This window comes from Rhizobium leucaenae USDA 9039 (genome assembly GCF_000426285.1).
GTDB lineage: Bacteria > Pseudomonadota > Alphaproteobacteria > Rhizobiales > Rhizobiaceae > Rhizobium > Rhizobium leucaenae.
This window is the reverse complement of the sequence record NZ_AUFB01000015.1, coordinates 68,076-86,448: the sequence shown is the minus strand read 5'-3', so window position 1 is coordinate 86,448 and position 18,373 is coordinate 68,076. Positions and strand designations below refer to the sequence as shown.

The window sequence follows — 18,373 nt, the reverse complement described above, 5'->3', positions numbered from 1 at the left end:
AATCACTGCCGAATCAGCGGTTTTTCTTTCCCTGAATATAGGATGTTTCGCCCCGAACTTCCAAATGGAAGGCCCCTCATATCAGGCATAAAGCAGGGGATTACGGCGGTTTTCAGCCGCTTTTACCGGCATTTTCGAGAACCTTAGACAGCTCCCTGATCGTTGCCGCATCGAGACCGCGAATCCGGCCCGCCAACCGATTGACAAAGGCCGTATATTCGGGCGCCAGGCCTGAGGTATCGACGACGACGCGCGGGTCGGAAAAGCGCGCCAGCAGGAACAATTCCTCGGCCTCGTCCCAGATGATGTTGAAATATCCAGCGATACGCTGCAGCAGGTCGAACGTCGGGGTACCGCGCTTTCCATGTTCTAAGGCGGATAAATAAGCCGGAGTCACATTCAAGGCCGCGGCCATTTCCTTCTGCGAAACACCCTTACGAGCCCTCAGTTTTCTGACAGCTTCGCCGAAGGGGGTCACAGCCTCTCTCCCTTCAGCCGCGACAGGCGGATATAGAGGGCGCCGTCGCCGCCATGATGCTGCGCCGCCGTCTCATAGGACGATATCAGAAAGCGGAATTCCGGCTTGGAAAACCACATCGGCACGGCGCGTTTCAAGGCGCCTTCGCTGCCCATCGAACTGCCCTTGCCGGTAATGACGAGCACATGGCGAAGGCCGCGCTGATGCGCCCGCAGCAGAAAATCCAGCAGCATGGCGTGCGCCTCGCTCTGGATCAGCCCGTGGAGGTCGATCCGCGCTTCGAGCGCCAGCCGGCCCTTGGCGATCTTGCGCTTGACCGGGCGTTCCAGCGGATGATGTGTGCCGGAGGGTTGTTTGGCGGGTGCCGGCGGAGTTTGCGGGTCGACAACCGCCTTCGCGACGCGTGCAGTTTCCACCGCCTGTGCCTCCGCCGCCAGAACCTCGTCGAAAGCCTCGATATCAGCGAGCCGTTCCGGCATCGGACGGGTGCTTTTCGCCACCTTGCCCCAGAGGATGCGTTCGTCCGTGCTGAGCTTTCGTTCCTTGGTCTGTCGTTCTGAAGCCATCAGCCGAACCTCTGAGCTGCCGCCTTCGGAACCAATATATAAAAATCCGCATCGTTGCGCACGGTACCGGCAAGCTCTCCGGCATCGTAGCCGGAACCGGTAAAGATATCCCCACGCGCCGGGCCGACGATCGCCGAGCCGGTATCGAGTGCCAGCATCAGCCGCCCGAAAGCCTTGCCGCTGTCGAGATGCGTCAGGCTTTCCGACTGGATGAAGAAAGGAAAGCCGAAGGTATGGATCAGCCGATCGACCGCCAAGGAGCGGCCGGCGACCAGCGGCACCTTCGCCGCTGCGATCGGACCAAGTGCGGCGTCGCTGACATCGGCCTCGCGGAAGAAGATGTAGGACCTGTTGTGCCAGAGGACCTCGTCGACCTCCTGCGGATGGGCATAGAGCCAATCACGGATCGTCTGCATCGAAATCGTCGCCCGGTCGAGCAAACCGCGCTCTATCAGCAGACGACCGACGGCCGAGAAGGGATGGCCGGCCTTGGCGGCATAGGTGATGCGGCCCATCCGCCCATCCGGATAACGCAGCCTAGCCGCTCCCTGCACATGGACGAAGAAGACATCGACCTTGGATTTCGCCCAGGCGATCTCCAGGCCCCTGCCCTCCAGGTATCCACGATCGATTTCGCCGCGGTCGGGGTAAGCGGAGATGATCCCATCCTTAAGGCGACCAAACATATAGGATGGATCGAGATTCGCAGGCCGGTTGGTGTCGTCGAGATCGATTAGATCGTCTGGCCGGCGATAGAAGGGGTAACGATAGCTCTCGTCCGGCGTTGCGGAGACAGCAATCTCCGGCTCGTAGAAAGCGGTGACGAAGCCTCTGGCACCATCACCGCGACGAATGAAGAACGGCTGGCAGCGTTCTTCGAAGAAGGCGCGGGCTTCGGCCGCGTCCTTGGGCTCATAATCTTTGGCCTCGTCGAGCAGGGTCAGGAGATCGTTTGCGGTCAACCCGGCTGCGCCGGTGCGGTAGGGCTTCACATCTCTGATATGGGCTCGACAGTCCTTCATGGCGCGAAAAAGGCTGGAAGGATCGTCATCCTTCCAGCCCTTCAGATCGGCGAAGGTTGCCGGCTCAAGCCTGAAATCCTGCGATGGGGTCGTCATTGTTCGGATTCGGTCGCCACGAGTTTCCAGTTCGGATCACGCGAACGGCTGTCGCGGGCAAAGGTCCAGAGATCACTGATCTCGGCGACGGCTTCGGCATCGCCGTCGATCAGCGTGCCGGCCTTGTCATAGGTCGCCGAAATCATCTGGCCGACGATGCGCATCGTCACGAAGGCTTCAGTGCCCTTCATCTCGGCGCTGAGGATATCGGCCTTGTCGATGCCGACAAAAGTGGATTTCACCTTTTCGCCCTTGGTTTCGCGCTCGGTAATGGCGGCATCGAAACCTTCATAGACCTCGCGCGACAACAGTCCCTTCAGCGCCTTGCGATCGCCATCGGCAAAGGCCATGACGATCATCTCATAGGCCATGCGGGCGCCGTTGACGAATTCCTTCGGATTGAAGCTGGGATCGGCCTTGCTCAGTTCGCGCAGCGAATCGTTGAGCGGCGTACCGGCGGCCGCGAAGGCGTCGATGGCAGCAAAACGGTCCTCGTCCTCGGCTGTATCGCGGCGCGGCAGGGTCACCACCTTGCCGGCATCCGGTACGGTCGGCCCCGTAGCCGAATCGGGAGAACCAAAGAGATCGCGCGGCGGCTTCTCATTCCCTGTACGGCGGCCAAGGACGCTCCGGAGCTGAAAGAAGATCAGCACCGCCGCCACCAGGAAAAAGATCGTCACAAAGTCGTTTGCACCCATCTCGTATCGGAACCGCCGTTAAAATTAAGAGTTTCAATCCCCATATAGTCCGCATCGATCTATCATTCAAATAGCGGACCGGTATCTTTATTACGCGCGATAGACTAACGCTAAGCGTATAAGCCCGCTTCCAGGACACGTTAACATGCGCCTATCCCTCGTTCCTATCCTCGTCTTTCTGATGCCGCTCGCGGAAATCGCCGGCTTCGTCATCGTCGGTAAGATGGTCGGCGTCTGGGCGACGTTGGGGCTGGTGATCCTTAGCGCCCTCTTAGGCGCTGCTCTCCTTAGAATCCAGGGCATCGGCATCCTGCAGCGCATCTCTGCCGAGAGCCGCAACGGCGGCGATCCGGGACGCGAGATGGTGCATGGCGCCATGATTGTCGTTGCGGCATTCCTGCTGATGCTACCCGGCTTCATCTCTGATATTATCGGTTTGCTGCTCTTCATTCCGGCGATCCGTGAGCTCGCCTGGAAGGTCCTGCGGAAACGCATCGTCGTTCTCGGCAGTTCGCGTGCCTTCAGACGCGGAGCCGCACAAGGTCCGGGCTCAGGTCCCGCTTCGCAAACGCGGCCGCGCGGACCTGGGAATGTCGTCGATCTGGACGAAACCGATTTTCATCGCGAACCCAATCGCAACTCGCCCTGGTCTGATAAAAAACGCCTGGAAGAGTAGGCAAAACGGTCAAGGACGGGCAAAGCCTCAAGGGTTGTAAGCCCTTATTCGAAATGCTAGATGGCGACACCCATTGACGTCAGAGGAAACCCCATGGCCAACGAGAACAGCGGTAACGGCGCAGCCAGCCCGAGCCTTTCCATCCTTGCTCAATACACCAAGGATCTTTCCTTCGAAAATCCTGGTGCTCCGCGCTCGCTGCAGGCCCGGGAAAATGCCCCCGATATCAACATCAATGTCAACGTCAACGCCAATCCGCTGTCGGAATCGGATTTCGACGTCGTGCTGACGCTGAATGCCGAAGCCAAGGACGGCGAGCGGGTTCTCTTCCACACCGAGCTGATTTATGGCGGCGTCTTCCGCATCACCGGTTTCCCGCAGGAACACATGCTGCCGCTGCTCTTCATCGAGTGCCCGCGCCTGCTCTTCCCCTTCGCCCGTCAGATCATCGCCGACGTCACCCGCAATGGCGGCTTCCCGCCGCTGATGATTGACCCGATCGATTTCGCGCAGATGTTCACCCAGCGCGTTGCCGAAGAACAGGCCCGCGCCCAGGTCGAAGCGGTTCCGAACTAAGCCTTCGATTTATTCCATGGATGGAAATAGAAGTGCCCGGATTTCGATCCGGGCATTTTCTTTTGGGCGCTTAGAACGGGCGCTTAAAATATGTCTTTAATTCGCGGCGCGGTATTTCGACCAGATGCCTTTTTCGCCAAGTTTGGCGATCAGCGCGGCGTGATCTTCCAGCTCGGCGTCGCTCAATCTGCTTGCCAGCGGCTTTGGTCGCACCAAGATATCCGCAGCGATTTCTTGGATATCGTCGACCTGGCGGGACCGTGCAGATGAACCGTTGATGCTGCCGAGACCCAGGGCCGTCTGTCGGCCGCCGATCATCTCGATATAGACTTCGGCGAGCAATTCGGAGTCGAGAAGCGCGCCGTGTTTGGTGCGGTGAGAATTGTCGATGCCATAGCGCCGGCAGAGTGCGTCCAGGGAGTTCGGCCCCATCGGATGTTTGCGCCGGGCCATGGCCAGCGTATCGATCACCGTATCCGGCAGGATCGGCGGGCGGCCGAGCCGCGCGAATTCGGCATTGACGAAGCCCATGTCGAAGGTCGCATTGTGGGCGATCCACTTCGCTTCACCGAAAAAGGCGAGGATTTCATCGGCGACGTCTGCAAAGGACGGCTTGTCCTTCAGGAATTCGTCGGTGATGCCATGCACGGCAAGCGCATCCGGATGAACCTTCCGGTCGCCAGGATTGATATAGATATGGATGGTCTTGCCAGTCGGAAAGTGATTGAAGAGCTCGATACCGCCGATTTCGATGACACGGTCGGCTCTGTTGTCGAGGCCGGTCGTTTCCGTATCGAAAATGATTTCGCGCATATCAGGGCTCTCCGCCTGTCGGTCCGTTGGCTGCCGCTTGCCGCCGCAGATCGGCTATGATCTCTTTTATCTGCTCCCGCGCCGCATCGATGCTGCCGCCGGTGTCGATGATATAATCTGCCCGTGCCCGCTTCTCCGCATCCGGCGTCTGGCGTGAGAGAATCATGTTGAATTTTTCCTCAGTCATGCCTGGCCTGGCAAGCACTCTTTCCCTTTGAATCTGTGGATCGCAACTGACGACGACGATCTTGTCCACTCTTTCATCGGCACCAGTCTCGAATAGCAAGGGGATGTCGAGCACGATGATATCCGCGCCCGCGGCAGTCTGCTTGTCCAAGAACTCCCGTTCGCGCCGCTGCACCAGCGGATGAACGATGGCCTCCAGTCGTTTGAATCCGGAGGGATCGGAGGCAAGTTGGCGGCCAAGTTCCTGGCGGTCGACAGCGCCGTCCCGCGTCGTTCCCGGAAAAGCGGCTTCGACCAAGGGCACGGCTTCCCCACCATAGAGATCATGCACCACTGCGTCGGCATCATTCACCGGGATGCCCGCTTCGGCAAAAAGTTTTCCGGAGGTCGATTTTCCCATGCCGATCGATCCGGTGAGGCCGACGCGGATCATCAATGTTTTTCCATATCGGCGATGATCAGCGCCCGCAGCGCTTCATCCACCACCGGACGCTTGCCGAACCATTTTTCAAATCCCGGCACAGCCTGATGCAGCAACATGCCAAGACCGTCGACGATGGCTAAGCCCTGTTCTTCTGCCTGGGTCAGCAAAGGCGTTTTCAGTGGCACATAGACTATGTCGGTGACAACGGCATTTTCAGCTAGCGGCGAAAAATCGATTTGCGGCGCCGCCTCGCCATCCATGCCAAGCGAGGTCGTATTGACCAGGAGACCGGCACCCCGCATCACCTCAGAGAGCGCCGCCATTGGATGGGCATGGACACGCTCGCCGAACCGATCTGCCAGTTCCCGCGCGCGAGCGACAGTGCGGTTGACGACGTGAATTTCCCCGATGCCGCGATTGCGCACCGCTTGAATGACGGCGCGGCTGGCGCCGCCCGCACCCAGAATCACCACGCGGTCGGTACGATCCCAACCGGGATGGCGCTCATCCAGATTGGCTGTGAAACCGCGCCCGTCGGTGTTGGTCGCATGCAGCGAGCCATCCTGAAGCCAGAGCGTGTTGGAAGCACCGAGCTCCTTGGACAATTCATCCGGCCGGTCCGCCAGTCTGAACGCCGTCTCCTTGTGCGGGATCGTCACATTGCCGCCGATGAAACCACTTGTCCCGTCTTTCAAAGAGGCAATGAAGGCCGGAAAATCATCGGGCGAAACCTCGTGGGCACGATAATTTCCTGCAAGATCAAGTGTGCGCAGCCAATGGCCATGGATCAATGGTGAACGGGAATGCTTGATCGGATAGCCCGTAACGAAGGCGTTGGGGCCGAATGTTTCACGTGAATCACCCATCGATCACTCCCAGTTCGCGAAGCTGCTGAAGGAGTGGCAGCATCGGCAAGCCGACGATGGTAAAATAATCGCCGTCGATATTCGAGAAAAGCTGTATCCCCTCGGCTTCGAGCTGATAGGCGCCAACACTCGACAGCGCCTTATCGCCGACACGGGTTAGATGACGATGGATAAAATCAGACGAGAGATCGCGCATGGTCAATTCGGCGTGGGACACGTGTTCCCAGATGACGTCGCCATTGCGGGCTAGCGCGATAGCACTGTTCAGACGGTGGGTCTTGCCGGACAGCGTTCGCAGATGGTTTTCGGCGTCCGCCATCGTCTTCGGTTTATGGAAGACTTCATCACCGAGCGACATCGTTTGATCCGAACCGATGACGAGCGAGCCGGGGAAACGATCGCTCACCTCCTTCGCCTTGGCCTTGGCTAGCACCAATGCCACGGCATCCGGGCTGGCTCCATCTTTCTCCAGCGGCGCTTCGATCGCGCGTTCGTCGATGTCAGCCGCAACCGTCTCGAAATGCAGGCCGGCATTTTGCATCAGCATCCGCCGGAACGGGCTGGAAGAAGCAAGGATGAGCGGCACTGTCATATCGAACGAACCTCGGAAATCTTGATGCTCAGCGCTTAGCGCAGCTTCGGGCGCAGGGCAACAATGGCGGCGGCAGTCTCTTCGATCGAGCGGCGGGTGACGTCAATGACCGGCCAATTGTGCCGGGCGCAGAGCGAGCGGGCATATTTCAGCTCCTCCGAGATGGTCGCACGATCGATATAGTCACCGCGATCGAAACCGGCCGTCGCGCCGAGAATGCGATTTTCGCGGACCTGCGATATTCGGTCGGTGGTCGCCACCAATCCGACGATCAGCGGTTTGGTCGCCCGGATCAAGCTCTCGGGCAAGGGCACGCCATGGACGATCGGGATATTGGCGGTCTTGATGCCCCTGTTGGCAAGATAGATGCTGGTCGGCGTCTTCGATGTCCGGCTGATGCCGACGATGACGACATCGGCATCATTATAGTCATCCTGCATCTGCCCATCGTCGTGATCCATGGTGAAGTTCAGCGCTTCGATACGGGCGAAATAGTCGGCATTCATCACATGCTGGGCACCGACCCGGCGACGCGACACCGCGCCGAGATAGGCCTGGAAGACATTCATGACCGGTTCGAGAACGTTGACGCAGGGCACGCCCATCTCACGGCAACGTTCGTCGATGAAATCGGCAAGCTCGCGGTCGACGATCGTATAAAGGACGATTCCGGGACTATGGTCGATCGCTTCCAGAACCGGCAGGAGCTGCTTGCGGTTCCTGATCAGCGGATAGACATGTTCGATCGGCTGGCTGGTGTGGAATTGCACCGAGGCAGCGCGGCCAGCGGAAATCAGAGTCTCGCCCGTTGAGTCAGAAATCAGATGCAGATGAAAGAAGCTCGTCCGGTTTTCCACGCTACTTTCCATCGCCTGTTGATATCTCGGGAGAGAAGAGAGGTACGGGAACCGACCGGTCCCGGGCAAGTGGAAAACCGCCTGCTTTTCCACATTTCGAATTTTGCCGAAGGCGTGTCGCCGGGATTGTGGGCGATGTGGATAAATTGTGCCTTTTAGAAAGGCTTCCCAATTTATCCCCAGGCCGGCCTAAAATGAAATGGAAGCTAAGCTTTTCAAAAGATTGATTCAAATCTGCTCTTTTCCACATTTCCCGAGCTCGATCCATTCTCTTTGCCGGATTTTGGCGGATGCGCGACATTTTGGATCGGCCGTGGATGGATTTTAATCCTTGATAGTCACCGACTCTAAGAAATAGAAACCTTAGATATATGTTTCGTTTTTAAATGGGATGACGTCCTTGAGCGATAAACGCCGGAAGATAATGAGGGTGCTGAGCGGAGAAACCGTGACCCCTCCCCCTCTCTGGCTGATGCGACAGGCCGGTCGCTATCTTCCTGAGTATCGGGAGACACGGGCAAAGGCCGGGGGCTTTCTCGATCTCTGTTACAATCCCGAGCATGCCGTCGAAGTGACGCTGCAGCCGATCCGGCGATATGGCTTTGATGCTGCCATCCTGTTTTCCGATATCCTCGTGATCCCCGATGCGCTGAAGCGCAACGTTCGTTATACGGAAGGGCATGGACCGGAGATGGATCCCATCGATGAAGCCGGCATTCAGGCGCTGAAGGGCGACGGCGTGGTGGATTATCTGGCTCCTGTCATGGAAACCGTACGGCGTCTGCGCAGTGAGCTGCCTGAGGAAACGACGCTGCTCGGATTTTGTGGGGCACCCTGGACGGTTGCGACCTATATGATCGCCGGGCACGGCACCCCCGACCAGGCCCCTGCCCGGCTTTTCGCCTATCGGCATCCAAAGGTATTCGAGCATCTGTTGATGCTGCTTGCCGAGATTTCCGCCGATTATCTGGTGGCTCAGATAGACGCCGGCGCGGATGCCGTGCAGATCTTCGATTCGTGGGCGGGCGTGCTCGGGGAAAAGGAGTTCGAGGCTTTCGCCGTCAAGCCGGTTGCGAGAATCATCGCTTCCGTCAAGGCACGGAGGCCGCAGGCAAAGATCATCGCCTTTGCCAAGGGCGCGGGATATCTGCTGAAGACATACCGCCAGAAGACAGGCGGTGATGCGATCGGCCTTGATTGGTCCGTGCCCCTTGCTTTTGCCAAGGAGCTGCAGCAGGAAGGACCGGTGCAGGGCAATCTCGATCCGATGCGTGTCGTCGCCGGCGGCAAGGCTCTCAGGGATGGAATTGACGATATCCTCCAGCATCTCGGCCATGGTCCGCTGATCTTCAATCTTGGCCACGGCATTACCCCGCAGGCCGATCCATCGTATGTCGCCGCTTTAGTCGAGCATGTGCGTGCATGGAAGGGGTGACTGGATGAACGAGCCATTGGGGGAAAAGCAGATAGATCCTCGCCCAGGCGCCTATGCCAGCCGGCGCGCCTATTTCATGATCCTGCTATTCGCAGCTCTGGCGATCGGCCTGTTTGCCTGGCATCCGGACAATCTCTACCTCTGGATCAAGGCTTTCCACATCATCGCGGTGATCTCGTGGATGGCCGGCCTCTTCTACATGCCGCGGCTTTTCATTTATCACACCGATGCCGCGCCCGGCTCCCAGCAATCCGAGACCTTCAAGGTAATGGAGCGGCGGCTTTTGCGGGTGATCATGATGCCGGCCATGATGCTAACCTGGATCTTTGGGCTCTATCTCGCCTGGTCCGTCTATGATTTCCGCGGCGGATGGCTCCATGCCAAGATCGGTCTTGTCGTGCTGCTGACGGGCGTCCATATGTTCTTCAGCCGCGCCGTTCGAGCCTTTGCGCGCGATGAGAACCGGCATTCAGCCCGCTATTGGCGGTTCATGAACGAAGCGCCGACGGTATTGATGATCCTGATCGTCATTCTCGTGGTGGTGAAGCCGTTTGCCTGAAATAAGAAGCAGAACTCAGCATTGACGTTAAATTTTTTTCATTTTGTCAGCCCCCCTTGCGGGGCACAAAGTGAATCGCTATTTTCCCGCCATCTCTTCTTCGTGGCATGTATCAGTTCTGTCGCCCGCGAACACCCTCATCGCGGTTCTGAATACGACCAACATTGCCTTTCCCCTTCTAAAACAGAGTAAATCCCTTCATGGCTGAAATGAAGCTTCAAGAACTTAAGAACAAATCCCCGACCGATCTGCTGGCCTTTGCCGAATCGCTCGAGGTCGAAAATGCCAGCACGATGCGCAAACAGGAATTGATGTTTGCCATTCTGAAGGTGCTTGCCAGCCAGGATGTGGAAATTATCGGCGAAGGCGTTGTCGAGGTCCTGCAGGACGGATTTGGTTTCCTGCGTTCCGCCAATGCCAATTATCTGCCGGGTCCGGACGATATCTATATCTCCCCGTCGCAGATTCGCCGCTTCTCGCTGAAGACGGGCGATACGGTCGAGGGACCAATCCGTGGACCGAAGGAAGGCGAGCGCTATTTCGCGCTGCTCAAGGTCAACACCATCAATTTCGACGATCCGGAAAAGATCCGTCACAAGGTGCATTTCGACAATCTGACGCCGCTTTACCCGAATGAGCGTTTCCGGATGGAGCTCGACGTCCCGACGTCGAAGGACCTGTCGCCGCGCGTCATCGATCTCGTGGCGCCGCTCGGCAAGGGCCAGCGCGGTCTGATCGTTGCGCCGCCGCGCACCGGTAAGACGGTGCTGCTGCAGAACATTGCCCATTCGATCACCGCCAATCACCCGGACTGCTATCTGATCGTTCTGCTGATCGACGAACGTCCGGAAGAAGTGACGGATATGCAGCGTTCCGTGCGCGGCGAAGTCATTTCTTCCACCTTCGATGAACCGGCCGTTCGCCACGTGCAGGTCGCCGAGATGGTCATCGAAAAGGCAAAGCGCCTTGTGGAGCACGGTCGTGACGTCGTTATTCTGCTCGATTCGATCACGCGCCTTGGCCGCGCTTACAACACTGTCGTTCCCTCCTCTGGTAAGGTCCTGACCGGCGGTGTCGACGCCAACGCCTTGCAGCGCCCGAAGCGCTTCTTCGGTGCCGCACGTAACATCGAAGAAGGTGGTTCGCTGACGATCATCGCGACTGCGCTGATTGATACCGGCAGCCGTATGGACGAAGTGATCTTCGAAGAGTTCAAGGGCACCGGCAACTCGGAAATCGTGCTCGACCGCAAGGTTGCCGATAAGCGCATCTTCCCGGCAATGGATATTCTGAAGTCCGGCACCCGTAAGGAAGACCTGCTTGTGCCGCGTCAGGATCTTCAGAAGATCTTCGTTCTTCGCCGTATCCTCGCACCGATGGGGACGACCGACGCGATCGAATTCCTCATTGATAAGCTGAAGCAGACGAAGAACAATCCGGACTTCTTCGAATCGATGAATACGTAATCCTTAGCCGGATTCATTGTCGATCTGGCGTTAGGAAATCAAAAGAAACCCGTCGGGTCGCTTTATGCGGCCCGATTTTGTTTGTAATCCTGACACTCAAAAAGCATCGTGGACAGATGCAGCGGTTTTGCGGTCGCGACATGCGAGAGGCGAATCAAAGCGACGGGACGCGGCTTAGTCAAGCACGGCCAAATCGATTCGGATGCGGATCAATCTATGCAGAATTTAAACGACACTATTTTTGCCCTATCGAGCGGCGGTCTCCCCGCTGGTGTCGGAGTTGTGCGCATTAGTGGGCCAGAGGCTTTGGTCGTGACCAAGGCACTGGTTGGGAGCTTGCCCGAATGCCGGCAAGCGGCGCTCAAAACGATTCGGACTCGAAACGGTATTATTATTGATCGGGGACTCGTTCTTGTTTTCCCCGCGCCCGCTTCTTTTACCGGGGAAGATTGCGCGGAGCTTCACGTTCACGGAGGCAAAGCTGTTGTTGCCGCGCTTCTCAAAGAACTTTCGGAGTTCCAGGGATGCCGATTAGCCGAGCATGGCGAGTTTTCGCGCCGCGCCCTTGAGAATGGCAAGATGGATCTTGTCGAGGTCGAAGGTCTGGCGGATCTTATTGCTGCCGAAACGGAAATGCAGCGGCGGTTGGCCGTGGAACACACGGCGGGCGGTCTTTCGAACCTATATGAAGGATGGGCAGACCGGTTAACACGCGCCCGTGCTCTGGTCGAAGCGGAGCTGGATTTTGCCGACGAAGAGGATGTTCCAGGGTCGGTCTCTGATCTGGTCTGGGCGGACATGGCGAAACTGCAATCCGAATTGTCGGCGCATCTTGCCGGCGCCGATTTCGGCGAGATTGTCAGGGACGGGCTAAAGGTCGTCATTGCCGGCGCGCCGAATGCCGGCAAGTCGAGCTTGATGAACGCATTGGCCCGACGCGAGGTGGCCATCGTCACGGATATTGCCGGCACGACGCGCGACGTTTTGCACGTCGATCTCAACATCGAGGGATATGCGGTTAAGCTGTATGATACTGCCGGCCTGCGAGATACCGATGAAGTCATTGAACGCGAGGGGATCAAGCGAGCGCTGAAAACGGCCGCGGAAGCAGACATCATCCTATCGCTTGCTGAAATCGGTATCGCTCCCCAAACCGATTTTGCCGAGTTTACGGGGAAAGTCTTTCGCGTGGGCACCAAAGCAGACATTCATCCGATGGACACCGGGAACTACGATCTCTGCATTTCCGCGGCGACCGGTGCGGGTCTGACGGATTTGCATCAGTTATTGGTTAGTGATTTACAAACGCGATCCGCGGCGCTGTCACTGGCGCTGCCAAGCCGTTTAAGGCATCGGACGCTGCTGATGGATAGTCTTCAAACATTGAGTCAGGCGGTAAATTCTAACTCTGCGGGGCTAGATATCCGGGCTGAATTTCTGCGGCAGGCTGCGCATAGTTTGGGTCGGATCACGGGAAAGGTTGATGTCGAGGATCTCCTCGATGTTATCTTCTCAGAATTCTGTATCGGCAAATGATTCACGTGAAACACGGCGCGGAGACGCCGCTAGGAACGTTTCACGTGAAACCTTCTTGACTCCTGAATTTGGTGTGCCAACAGACGGCAATACCGAGGTTTTGACAATGCTCGACAAAAAATATGACGTTATAGTCGTGGGTGGCGGACATGCGGGCAGCGAAGCTGCGGCTGCGGCTGCGCGTTTGGGTGCGCATACAGCCTTGGTCACCCATAAGCGCGATACGATTGGCGTGATGTCCTGTAATCCGGCGATCGGCGGCCTTGGCAAGGGTCATCTGGTTCGGGAGATTGACGCGCTCGACGGGTTGATGGGGCGTGTTGCCGATGCGGCAGGCATTCAGTTCCGTATGCTCAATCGCAAGAAAGGTCCGGCCGTGCGTGGCCCCCGCACTCAGGCCGATCGCAAGCTCTATCGCCGCGCCATGCAGGCCGAGATCAGCGCAATCGAAAACCTCGATGTGATCGAGGGCGATGCCTTTGATTTAGCGATCGAGAATGATCGCGTTTCAGCCGTGGTGCTGAAGGACGGTCGTGTTCTCCGATGCGGTGCTGTGGTTCTGACGACCGGCACCTTCCTCCGTGGCTTGATCCATATTGGTGACAAAAAGATTCCGGCGGGACGTGTCGGTGAAGAACCCTCGATAGGTCTGTCCGCGACGCTGCAACGCTACGGGCTGGCGCTTAGCCGCCTGAAAACCGGTACGCCGGCGCGCCTCGATGGCGCGACGATTGATTGGGATGCTGTCGGGCGCCAAGGCGCCGATGATGAGCGGGTGCCGTTTTCCTTTATGACGGATACGATCGTCAATCCGCAGATCGAGTGTGGCGTGACGCGCACAACGCCGGCAACGCACAAGATCATTGCTGACAATCTCATGCGCTCGGCGATGTATTCTGGCCAGATTGAAGGTGTCGGGCCGCGCTACTGTCCGTCGATTGAGGATAAAATCGTCAAATTCGGCGAGCGCGACGGCCATCAGATTTTTCTGGAGCCCGAAGGTCTGGATGATACGACTATTTATCCAAATGGTATATCGACCTCTCTTCCCGAAGAGGTGCAGGATGCCTTTATTCGAACCATTCCGGGCCTGGAACGAGTTCGTGTTCTCCAATGCGGTTACGCCATTGAATACGACCATGTCGATCCACGCGAGTTGAAGTCCTCACTCGAAGTGATGAAGATCCCCGGCTTGTTTCTGGCCGGACAGATCAATGGCACGACCGGCTACGAGGAGGCCGGGGCGCAGGGTCTGATTGCGGGCTTAAACGCCGCCCGTTTGGCCTCCGGCGGCGAGGCCATACAACTCAGCCGAACAGAATCATATATCGGTGTGATGATAGACGATCTCACGTCGCGTGGCGTGGCCGAGCCCTATCGCATGTTTACATCTCGCGCCGAATATCGTTTGTCGCTGCGCGCGGACAATGCCGACGTTCGGCTGACACCTCGCGGCATGTCTATTGGCTGCGTCGGCGTGAATCGCGCTCGGCGGTTTAATGGATATATGGAGAAGCTGGAGCGGGTGCGAACACAATTGAAGGGTTTGAGCATCACGCCGACAGAAGCGGCAAAAGCAGGGCTATATCTGAATAAAGATGGCCAGCGCCGATCGGCCTATGAGCTCTTGTCTCATCCGGGACAGTCCGTCGAGGCGCTGTCTGCTCTGTGGCCGGAGTTGCGCTCGATCGAGGGACGTGTTGTTGAAGCTGTGGAGATCGAGGCTGCCTACGCGGTCTATATGGACCGCCAGACGTCCGACATTGTGCAGGTGCGACGCGAGGAGGAACGCGTAATTCCTGTCGATTTCGATTTCTCCACTTTGTCCGGCCTTTCAAATGAGCTGAAGCAAAAGTTGACGGCAGCACGGCCGAAGAATATTGCGCAGGCGTCGCGGATCGACGGAATGACGCCGGCGGCAATATCGCTGTTGCTGGCGCATTTACGGAAGCAGAACAGTACGGAAGAGCAGAAGCTCGTTTCCTGAAATTGCAAGGTGTGAGAGTCCTGCCATGGAATTGAACGGTGTGCGTGTTTCACGTGAAACACAGGGACGGCTGCAGCACTTTGCGGAGCTCTTTCAGAAGTGGGCTAAGGCCATCAATCTGGTTGCGCCGTCAACGATCGGTGACTTGTGGCAGCGTCATATTGCCGACAGTGCCCAGATTTTTCAGCTTCAGCCTAAACCCGCGCATTGGGTCGACCTCGGAAGCGGCGGGGGATTTCCCGGCGTCATCACCGCGATTCTTCTGACGGAACAGGCGGATGGCCACGTCGATCTGGTGGAGAGCAACCAGAAAAAGGCTGCCTTTCTGCGGGTGTGTCTAAGGGAATGTGGAGCTCGCGGCACCGTCCACGCTGTGCGCATCGAGGAAGCGCCAAAACTCGTTCCAAATTGCGATTTGATTTCGGCACGCGCGCTCGCGGAACTGGACGTCCTTCTTGAGTACGCAGCGCCCTGGGCGGAACGCAATGAAAATATGCGTTTGTTGCTGCATAAAGGCCGGGATTACGAGCGCGAAGTCGAGAAAGCCCGTGGCCGGTGGGAATTCGATCTGGTAAAACACGACAGTGTTGTAGAGCGAGATTCTGTTATTTTGGAGTTAAATCGCCCTCGACGTCGAACTTAACCATAATGGATATGCGGCAATGATCGGCGAGCGAAACCGGATTATTACTATCGCAAATCAAAAGGGCGGTGTTGGTAAGACAACCACTGCGATCAACTTGGCCACGGCGCTGGCCGCTATCGGTGAACGCGTCCTGATCGTCGATCTCGATCCTCAAGGCAACGCCAGCACCGGCTTGGGGATCGAACGGCGGGATCGAAAGCTATCGTCCTATGACCTTCTGGTTGGGACCCATACGATCCTCGATACGGTTCAGGAGACGGCTGTTCCCAATCTCTACATCGTTCCTTCGACGATGGATCTGCTTGGTATTGAGATGGAAATTGCCCAGCAGTCCGACCGGGTTTTTCGGCTGCGTCGCGCCCTCAATGGCGCGGGCGCCACTGCTTTTTCCTACATCCTGGTCGATTGCCCGCCGTCGTTCAATCTATTGACCATGAATGCCATGGCGGCCGCCCATTCGGTTCTGGTGCCGCTGCAGTGCGAATTCTTCGCGCTGGAAGGTCTTAGCCAATTGCTGGAAACGGTCGACCAGGTGCGTCGCACCGTTAATCCTCTGCTCGATATTCAGGGGATTGTCTTAACCATGTTTGATTCCCGCAACAATCTTGCGCAACAGGTCGTCAACGATGTGCGGACGCATTTAGGCGAGAAGGTCTACCACACGTTGATCCCGCGCAATGTTCGCGTGTCCGAAGCGCCCTCTTACGGCAAGCCCGCGATCCTTTACGATCTGAAATGCGCCGGCAGCCAAGCCTATCTGCAACTCGCTTCCGAAGTGATCCAGCGGGAGCGGCAGCGCAAAGCGGCTGCTTGATTCACTATTTGTTCTGGAGTGAGTATTGCGATGAATGATGATCTTTCGAAACGGCGCCTTGGTCGCGGCTTGGCAGCTCTCATCGGGGAGATGGACCAGCCGACGCCGGTGGATGCCGGAAGGGCAAGCGTCAATCCGGATCGACTGGTGCCGATCGAATTCATCAGTCGCAATCCGAAGAACCCCCGTCGCTATTTCGACGAAACCGAGCTGCACGATCTCGCCAGCTCTATCCGGCAGCACGGCATCGTTCAGCCGGTGGTCGTGCGCACGGTCTCGGTCGATCGCTATGAAATTATAGCCGGCGAAAGGCGTTGGCGGGCGGCGCAACTGGCCGGCCTAATCGAAATTCCGGTTATTGTGCGCGATGTCGATGATAAAACCGCTCTGGAAATCGCCATTGTCGAAAATGTTCAGCGCGCCGATCTCAATCCCCTGGAAGAAGCGCTGGGCTACGAGCAATTGATTGCCGAGCACGGCTATACGCAAAATGACCTTGGCGAGATCATCGGCAAAAGCCGCAGTCATGTCGCCAATTCCCTGCGCCTGCTGAAGCTACCGGAGCCGGTTCGCGACATGCTCGCCGGCGGCAGCCTTTCGGCCGGCCATGCGCGCGCGTTGGTTTCGACCTCCGATCCGGCGGCACTTGCCCGCACCATCGTTTCCAAGGGCATGTCGGTGCGTGACGCCGAGCGGCTGGCCCAGAACGATATCAAGGCGCAAAACGATCCTCGTCCTGCAAGCGCCCGCAAGAATGAGAAGGATTCCGATACGCTGGCGTTGGAAAGAACACTATCTGACACGCTGGGGCTAGATGTTGCGATTAACCATCGCGGCAGCGGCGGCCAGGTGAAAATTTCCTACAAGACGCTGGAGCAGCTCGAAGAGATTTGCCGCTTGCTGGAGCGGCGTTGAGCTGCTTCGCGTGAGCTAGAGCGCCGTGCGTTCATTTGAACGCACAAAGGTCGCGCTACTCTCTTGAATCTAGAGCATCTTATCCGCTTGCAGGTGATGCCGCCTGAAAGCGGGATGCTCTAGCCCTTGCGGGCCGATTGCAGCGTGGTCGCCAGCAACGTCTGTGTGGCGATCGTGTCTTCGAGGCTGGCGCGTTGCCGCGTTTGAAGAATGGCGGCCTGTAATCGGTTCATTTCCCGCGCGATTGCCGGGGCGGTCCAGCTCTTGAGCGCCTGCTCGATGATCGGTTTTCGCCGGAAGTGCAGATGCCGACCGAGAGTCTGCATGACCTGTGCCGGCGGCACGCGCTTTTCGTCCATTTCCGTGCGCATGACGTCCAGCAACTGAAATTGCCGCAGGCAACCCTGCAAGACGAGAAACATCGGCGTCTTGGAGGAAGCGATCTTTTGCATGGCATGCAGAAACGCCTCGGAATCGCCCTTGAGAATAGCGTCCACTGCGTCGTCCGCTGAAATGGCGCTGGCATCGCCTATAATATCGGTGACGTGATCCTCTTCGATCGTCCCCTGCCCGCGGCAATAAAGCGCCAGTTTGCGGACCTCGTTGCGCGAAGCGATACGATCGCCGCCGAGAAACTCCAATAGGACCTGCCGCGCCGCCGGCGTGATGCGCAGATTTTCATTGGCCAGTTCAGTGTCGATCAGGCTATTCAGCGCGCGAATGTCGTCGGTATAGCAAGGAATAGTTGCGACAGCTTTGGAGCTCTCAGCTACTTTACGAAGGCCTGAGCCTTTTTTCAGATCGCCTGCCTCGATGATGACAAAACTTGAATCCGGCGGGTTGTCGGCAATGATCTGCAGCGAATCGACAAGAGACTTTTCGTTGGCGGCACCGCGGATCCACACCAGCTTTTCACCGCCGAACAGGCCGATGGCATTGACTTCGTCGAGCAAGCGGCCCGCATCGCTCTGAAGGTCGCTCACGTCGAGTTTGATCAGGGAAAAAGGGTCGTTCAGATCGACGCCGGTCTTGCCGGCAATCTGCCCTGCCCGCTCGGATACGAGGCCACGATCAGGACCGTAGATGACAAAGAGGCGGTAATTGCGCGCGGCGTTCTGAAGAAAACCGTCAAACTCGTGAGATTTGATTTCCGCCATGCCGCGCG

20 protein-coding genes are annotated in these 18,373 nt (G+C 57.6%); 10 read left to right on the top strand and 10 right to left on the bottom strand.

Annotated features, from left to right (window positions below; translation table 11 throughout):
• Window positions 1-112 precede the first annotated feature (112 nt).
• Genes K290_RS0121640 through K290_RS0121625 form a run of 4 tightly spaced genes read right to left on the bottom strand, consistent with a single transcriptional unit; the run spans window position 113 to window position 2,860 of the window.
• Entirely contained in the window at window positions 113-478 is a 366-nt protein-coding gene (locus K290_RS0121640; protein WP_028753803.1) for a helix-turn-helix domain-containing protein, read from the bottom strand.
• Window positions 475-1,044, bottom strand: a complete 570-nt coding sequence (locus K290_RS0121635) for a Smr/MutS family protein (RefSeq protein WP_028753802.1) — start codon at window positions 1,042-1,044, stop codon at window positions 475-477. The genes K290_RS0121640 and K290_RS0121635 overlap by 4 nt, the downstream gene beginning before the upstream one ends.
• Window positions 1,044-2,162, bottom strand: a complete 1,119-nt coding sequence (gene mltA, locus K290_RS0121630; RefSeq protein ID WP_028753801.1) for a murein transglycosylase A — start codon at window positions 2,160-2,162, stop codon at window positions 1,044-1,046. The genes K290_RS0121635 and mltA overlap by 1 nt, the downstream gene beginning before the upstream one ends.
• Window positions 2,159-2,860: a Tim44/TimA family putative adaptor protein gene (locus K290_RS0121625; protein WP_028753800.1), complete on the bottom strand. Its 702-nt coding sequence runs from the start codon at window positions 2,858-2,860 to the stop codon at window positions 2,159-2,161. Before K290_RS0121625 ends, mltA begins: the two co-directional genes overlap by 4 nt.
• Before the next feature lie 145 nt (window positions 2,861-3,005).
• On the opposite strand from K290_RS0121625, the gene K290_RS0121620 reads away from it, so the two are divergent.
• Entirely contained in the window at window positions 3,006-3,536 is a 531-nt protein-coding gene (locus K290_RS0121620) for an FxsA family protein (RefSeq protein WP_028753799.1), read from the top strand.
• A 93-nt stretch (window positions 3,537-3,629) separates the two neighbouring features.
• A complete protein-coding gene (gene secB, locus K290_RS0121615) occupies window positions 3,630-4,112 on the top strand; it encodes a protein-export chaperone SecB (protein WP_028753798.1) in 483 nt (160 codons plus the stop codon).
• A 96-nt stretch (window positions 4,113-4,208) separates the two neighbouring features.
• On the opposite strand, the gene dnaQ is transcribed toward secB, so the two are convergent.
• The 5 genes from dnaQ to K290_RS0121590 are packed head-to-tail and all read right to left on the bottom strand — an operon-like array spanning window position 4,209 to window position 7,850.
• Window positions 4,209-4,925: a DNA polymerase III subunit epsilon gene (dnaQ, locus tag K290_RS0121610; RefSeq protein WP_028753797.1), complete on the bottom strand. Its 717-nt coding sequence runs from the start codon at window positions 4,923-4,925 to the stop codon at window positions 4,209-4,211.
• Window position 4,926: 1 nt separating this feature from the next.
• Entirely contained in the window at window positions 4,927-5,544 is a 618-nt protein-coding gene (gene coaE, locus K290_RS0121605; protein WP_028753796.1) for a dephospho-CoA kinase, read from the bottom strand.
• Window positions 5,544-6,401 carry a shikimate dehydrogenase gene (locus tag K290_RS0121600; protein WP_028753795.1) on the bottom strand — a complete coding sequence of 286 codons (858 nt, stop codon included), beginning with the start codon at window positions 6,399-6,401 and terminating at the stop codon, window positions 5,544-5,546. Before K290_RS0121600 ends, coaE begins: the two co-directional genes overlap by 1 nt.
• Entirely contained in the window at window positions 6,394-6,993 is a 600-nt protein-coding gene (locus K290_RS0121595; protein WP_028753794.1) for a Maf-like protein, read from the bottom strand. The genes K290_RS0121600 and K290_RS0121595 overlap by 8 nt, the downstream gene beginning before the upstream one ends.
• A gap of 35 nt (window positions 6,994-7,028) precedes the next feature.
• Window positions 7,029-7,850, bottom strand: a complete 822-nt coding sequence (locus tag K290_RS0121590; protein ID WP_028753793.1) for a pyruvate, water dikinase regulatory protein — start codon at window positions 7,848-7,850, stop codon at window positions 7,029-7,031.
• Between the two features lie 400 nt (window positions 7,851-8,250).
• Here K290_RS0121590 and hemE point away from each other — a divergent pair, with 400 nt between their 5' ends.
• The 8 genes from hemE (at window position 8,251) to K290_RS0121550 (ending at window position 17,208) form a co-directional block, all read left to right on the top strand.
• Window positions 8,251-9,285 carry a uroporphyrinogen decarboxylase gene (hemE, locus tag K290_RS0121585; protein ID WP_028753792.1) on the top strand — a complete coding sequence of 345 codons (1,035 nt, stop codon included), beginning with the start codon at window positions 8,251-8,253 and terminating at the stop codon, window positions 9,283-9,285.
• A 4-nt stretch (window positions 9,286-9,289) separates the two neighbouring features.
• A complete protein-coding gene (gene hemJ / locus K290_RS0121580; protein ID WP_028753791.1) occupies window positions 9,290-9,844 on the top strand; it encodes a protoporphyrinogen oxidase HemJ in 555 nt (184 codons plus the stop codon).
• Window positions 9,845-10,044: 200 nt separating this feature from the next.
• Window positions 10,045-11,310 (top strand): transcription termination factor Rho, encoded by a 1,266-nt coding sequence (gene rho / locus K290_RS0121575; RefSeq protein ID WP_028753790.1) that lies wholly within the window; start codon window positions 10,045-10,047, stop codon window positions 11,308-11,310.
• 216 nt (window positions 11,311-11,526) lie between these two features.
• Entirely contained in the window at window positions 11,527-12,846 is a 1,320-nt protein-coding gene (gene mnmE / locus K290_RS0121570; protein ID WP_028753789.1) for a tRNA uridine-5-carboxymethylaminomethyl(34) synthesis GTPase MnmE, read from the top strand.
• 106 nt (window positions 12,847-12,952) lie between these two features.
• Entirely contained in the window at window positions 12,953-14,833 is a 1,881-nt protein-coding gene (mnmG, locus tag K290_RS0121565; RefSeq protein WP_028753788.1) for a tRNA uridine-5-carboxymethylaminomethyl(34) synthesis enzyme MnmG, read from the top strand.
• A 25-nt stretch (window positions 14,834-14,858) separates the two neighbouring features.
• Window positions 14,859-15,476 carry a 16S rRNA (guanine(527)-N(7))-methyltransferase RsmG gene (gene rsmG, locus K290_RS0121560; protein ID WP_028753787.1) on the top strand — a complete coding sequence of 206 codons (618 nt, stop codon included), beginning with the start codon at window positions 14,859-14,861 and terminating at the stop codon, window positions 15,474-15,476.
• Window positions 15,477-15,495: 19 nt separating this feature from the next.
• Entirely contained in the window at window positions 15,496-16,293 is a 798-nt protein-coding gene (locus K290_RS0121555) for a ParA family protein (RefSeq protein ID WP_028753786.1), read from the top strand.
• Between the two features lie 30 nt (window positions 16,294-16,323).
• On the top strand, window positions 16,324-17,208 hold the full coding sequence (locus K290_RS0121550; protein ID WP_028753785.1) for a ParB/RepB/Spo0J family partition protein: 885 nt from the start codon (window positions 16,324-16,326) through the stop codon (window positions 17,206-17,208).
• Window positions 17,209-17,327: 119 nt separating this feature from the next.
• Here the strand turns inward: K290_RS0121550 and holA are convergent, their stop codons facing one another.
• Window positions 17,328-18,365, bottom strand: coding sequence for a DNA polymerase III subunit delta (gene holA / locus K290_RS0121545; protein ID WP_028753784.1), 1,038 nt, complete (start codon window positions 18,363-18,365; stop codon window positions 17,328-17,330).
• Between the last annotated feature and the right edge of the window lie 8 nt (window positions 18,366-18,373).

Coding starts and splice junctions, on each gene's coding strand:
- holA (WP_028753784.1), bottom strand. CDS start 18,365: ATGGCGGAAATCAAATCTCACGAGTTTGACGGTTTTCTTCAGAACGCC.
- K290_RS0121555 (WP_028753786.1), top strand. CDS start 15,496: ATGATCGGCGAGCGAAACCGGATTATTACTATCGCAAATCAAAAGGGC.
- hemJ (WP_028753791.1), top strand. CDS start 9,290: ATGAACGAGCCATTGGGGGAAAAGCAGATAGATCCTCGCCCAGGCGCC.
- coaE (WP_028753796.1), bottom strand. CDS start 5,544: ATGATCCGCGTCGGCCTCACCGGATCGATCGGCATGGGAAAATCGACC.
- K290_RS0121600 (WP_028753795.1), bottom strand. CDS start 6,401: ATGGGTGATTCACGTGAAACATTCGGCCCCAACGCCTTCGTTACGGGC.
- K290_RS0121595 (WP_028753794.1), bottom strand. CDS start 6,993: ATGACAGTGCCGCTCATCCTTGCTTCTTCCAGCCCGTTCCGGCGGATG.
- K290_RS0121550 (WP_028753785.1), top strand. CDS start 16,324: ATGAATGATGATCTTTCGAAACGGCGCCTTGGTCGCGGCTTGGCAGCT.
- K290_RS0121635 (WP_028753802.1), bottom strand. CDS start 1,044: ATGGCTTCAGAACGACAGACCAAGGAACGAAAGCTCAGCACGGACGAA.
- K290_RS0121625 (WP_028753800.1), bottom strand. CDS start 2,860: ATGGGTGCAAACGACTTTGTGACGATCTTTTTCCTGGTGGCGGCGGTG.
- K290_RS0121620 (WP_028753799.1), top strand. CDS start 3,006: ATGCGCCTATCCCTCGTTCCTATCCTCGTCTTTCTGATGCCGCTCGCG.
- dnaQ (WP_028753797.1), bottom strand. CDS start 4,925: ATGCGCGAAATCATTTTCGATACGGAAACGACCGGCCTCGACAACAGA.
- rho (WP_028753790.1), top strand. CDS start 10,045: ATGGCTGAAATGAAGCTTCAAGAACTTAAGAACAAATCCCCGACCGAT.
- secB (WP_028753798.1), top strand. CDS start 3,630: ATGGCCAACGAGAACAGCGGTAACGGCGCAGCCAGCCCGAGCCTTTCC.
- rsmG (WP_028753787.1), top strand. CDS start 14,859: ATGGAATTGAACGGTGTGCGTGTTTCACGTGAAACACAGGGACGGCTG.
- mnmG (WP_028753788.1), top strand. CDS start 12,953: ATGCTCGACAAAAAATATGACGTTATAGTCGTGGGTGGCGGACATGCG.
- mnmE (WP_028753789.1), top strand. CDS start 11,527: ATGCAGAATTTAAACGACACTATTTTTGCCCTATCGAGCGGCGGTCTC.
- mltA (WP_028753801.1), bottom strand. CDS start 2,162: ATGACGACCCCATCGCAGGATTTCAGGCTTGAGCCGGCAACCTTCGCC.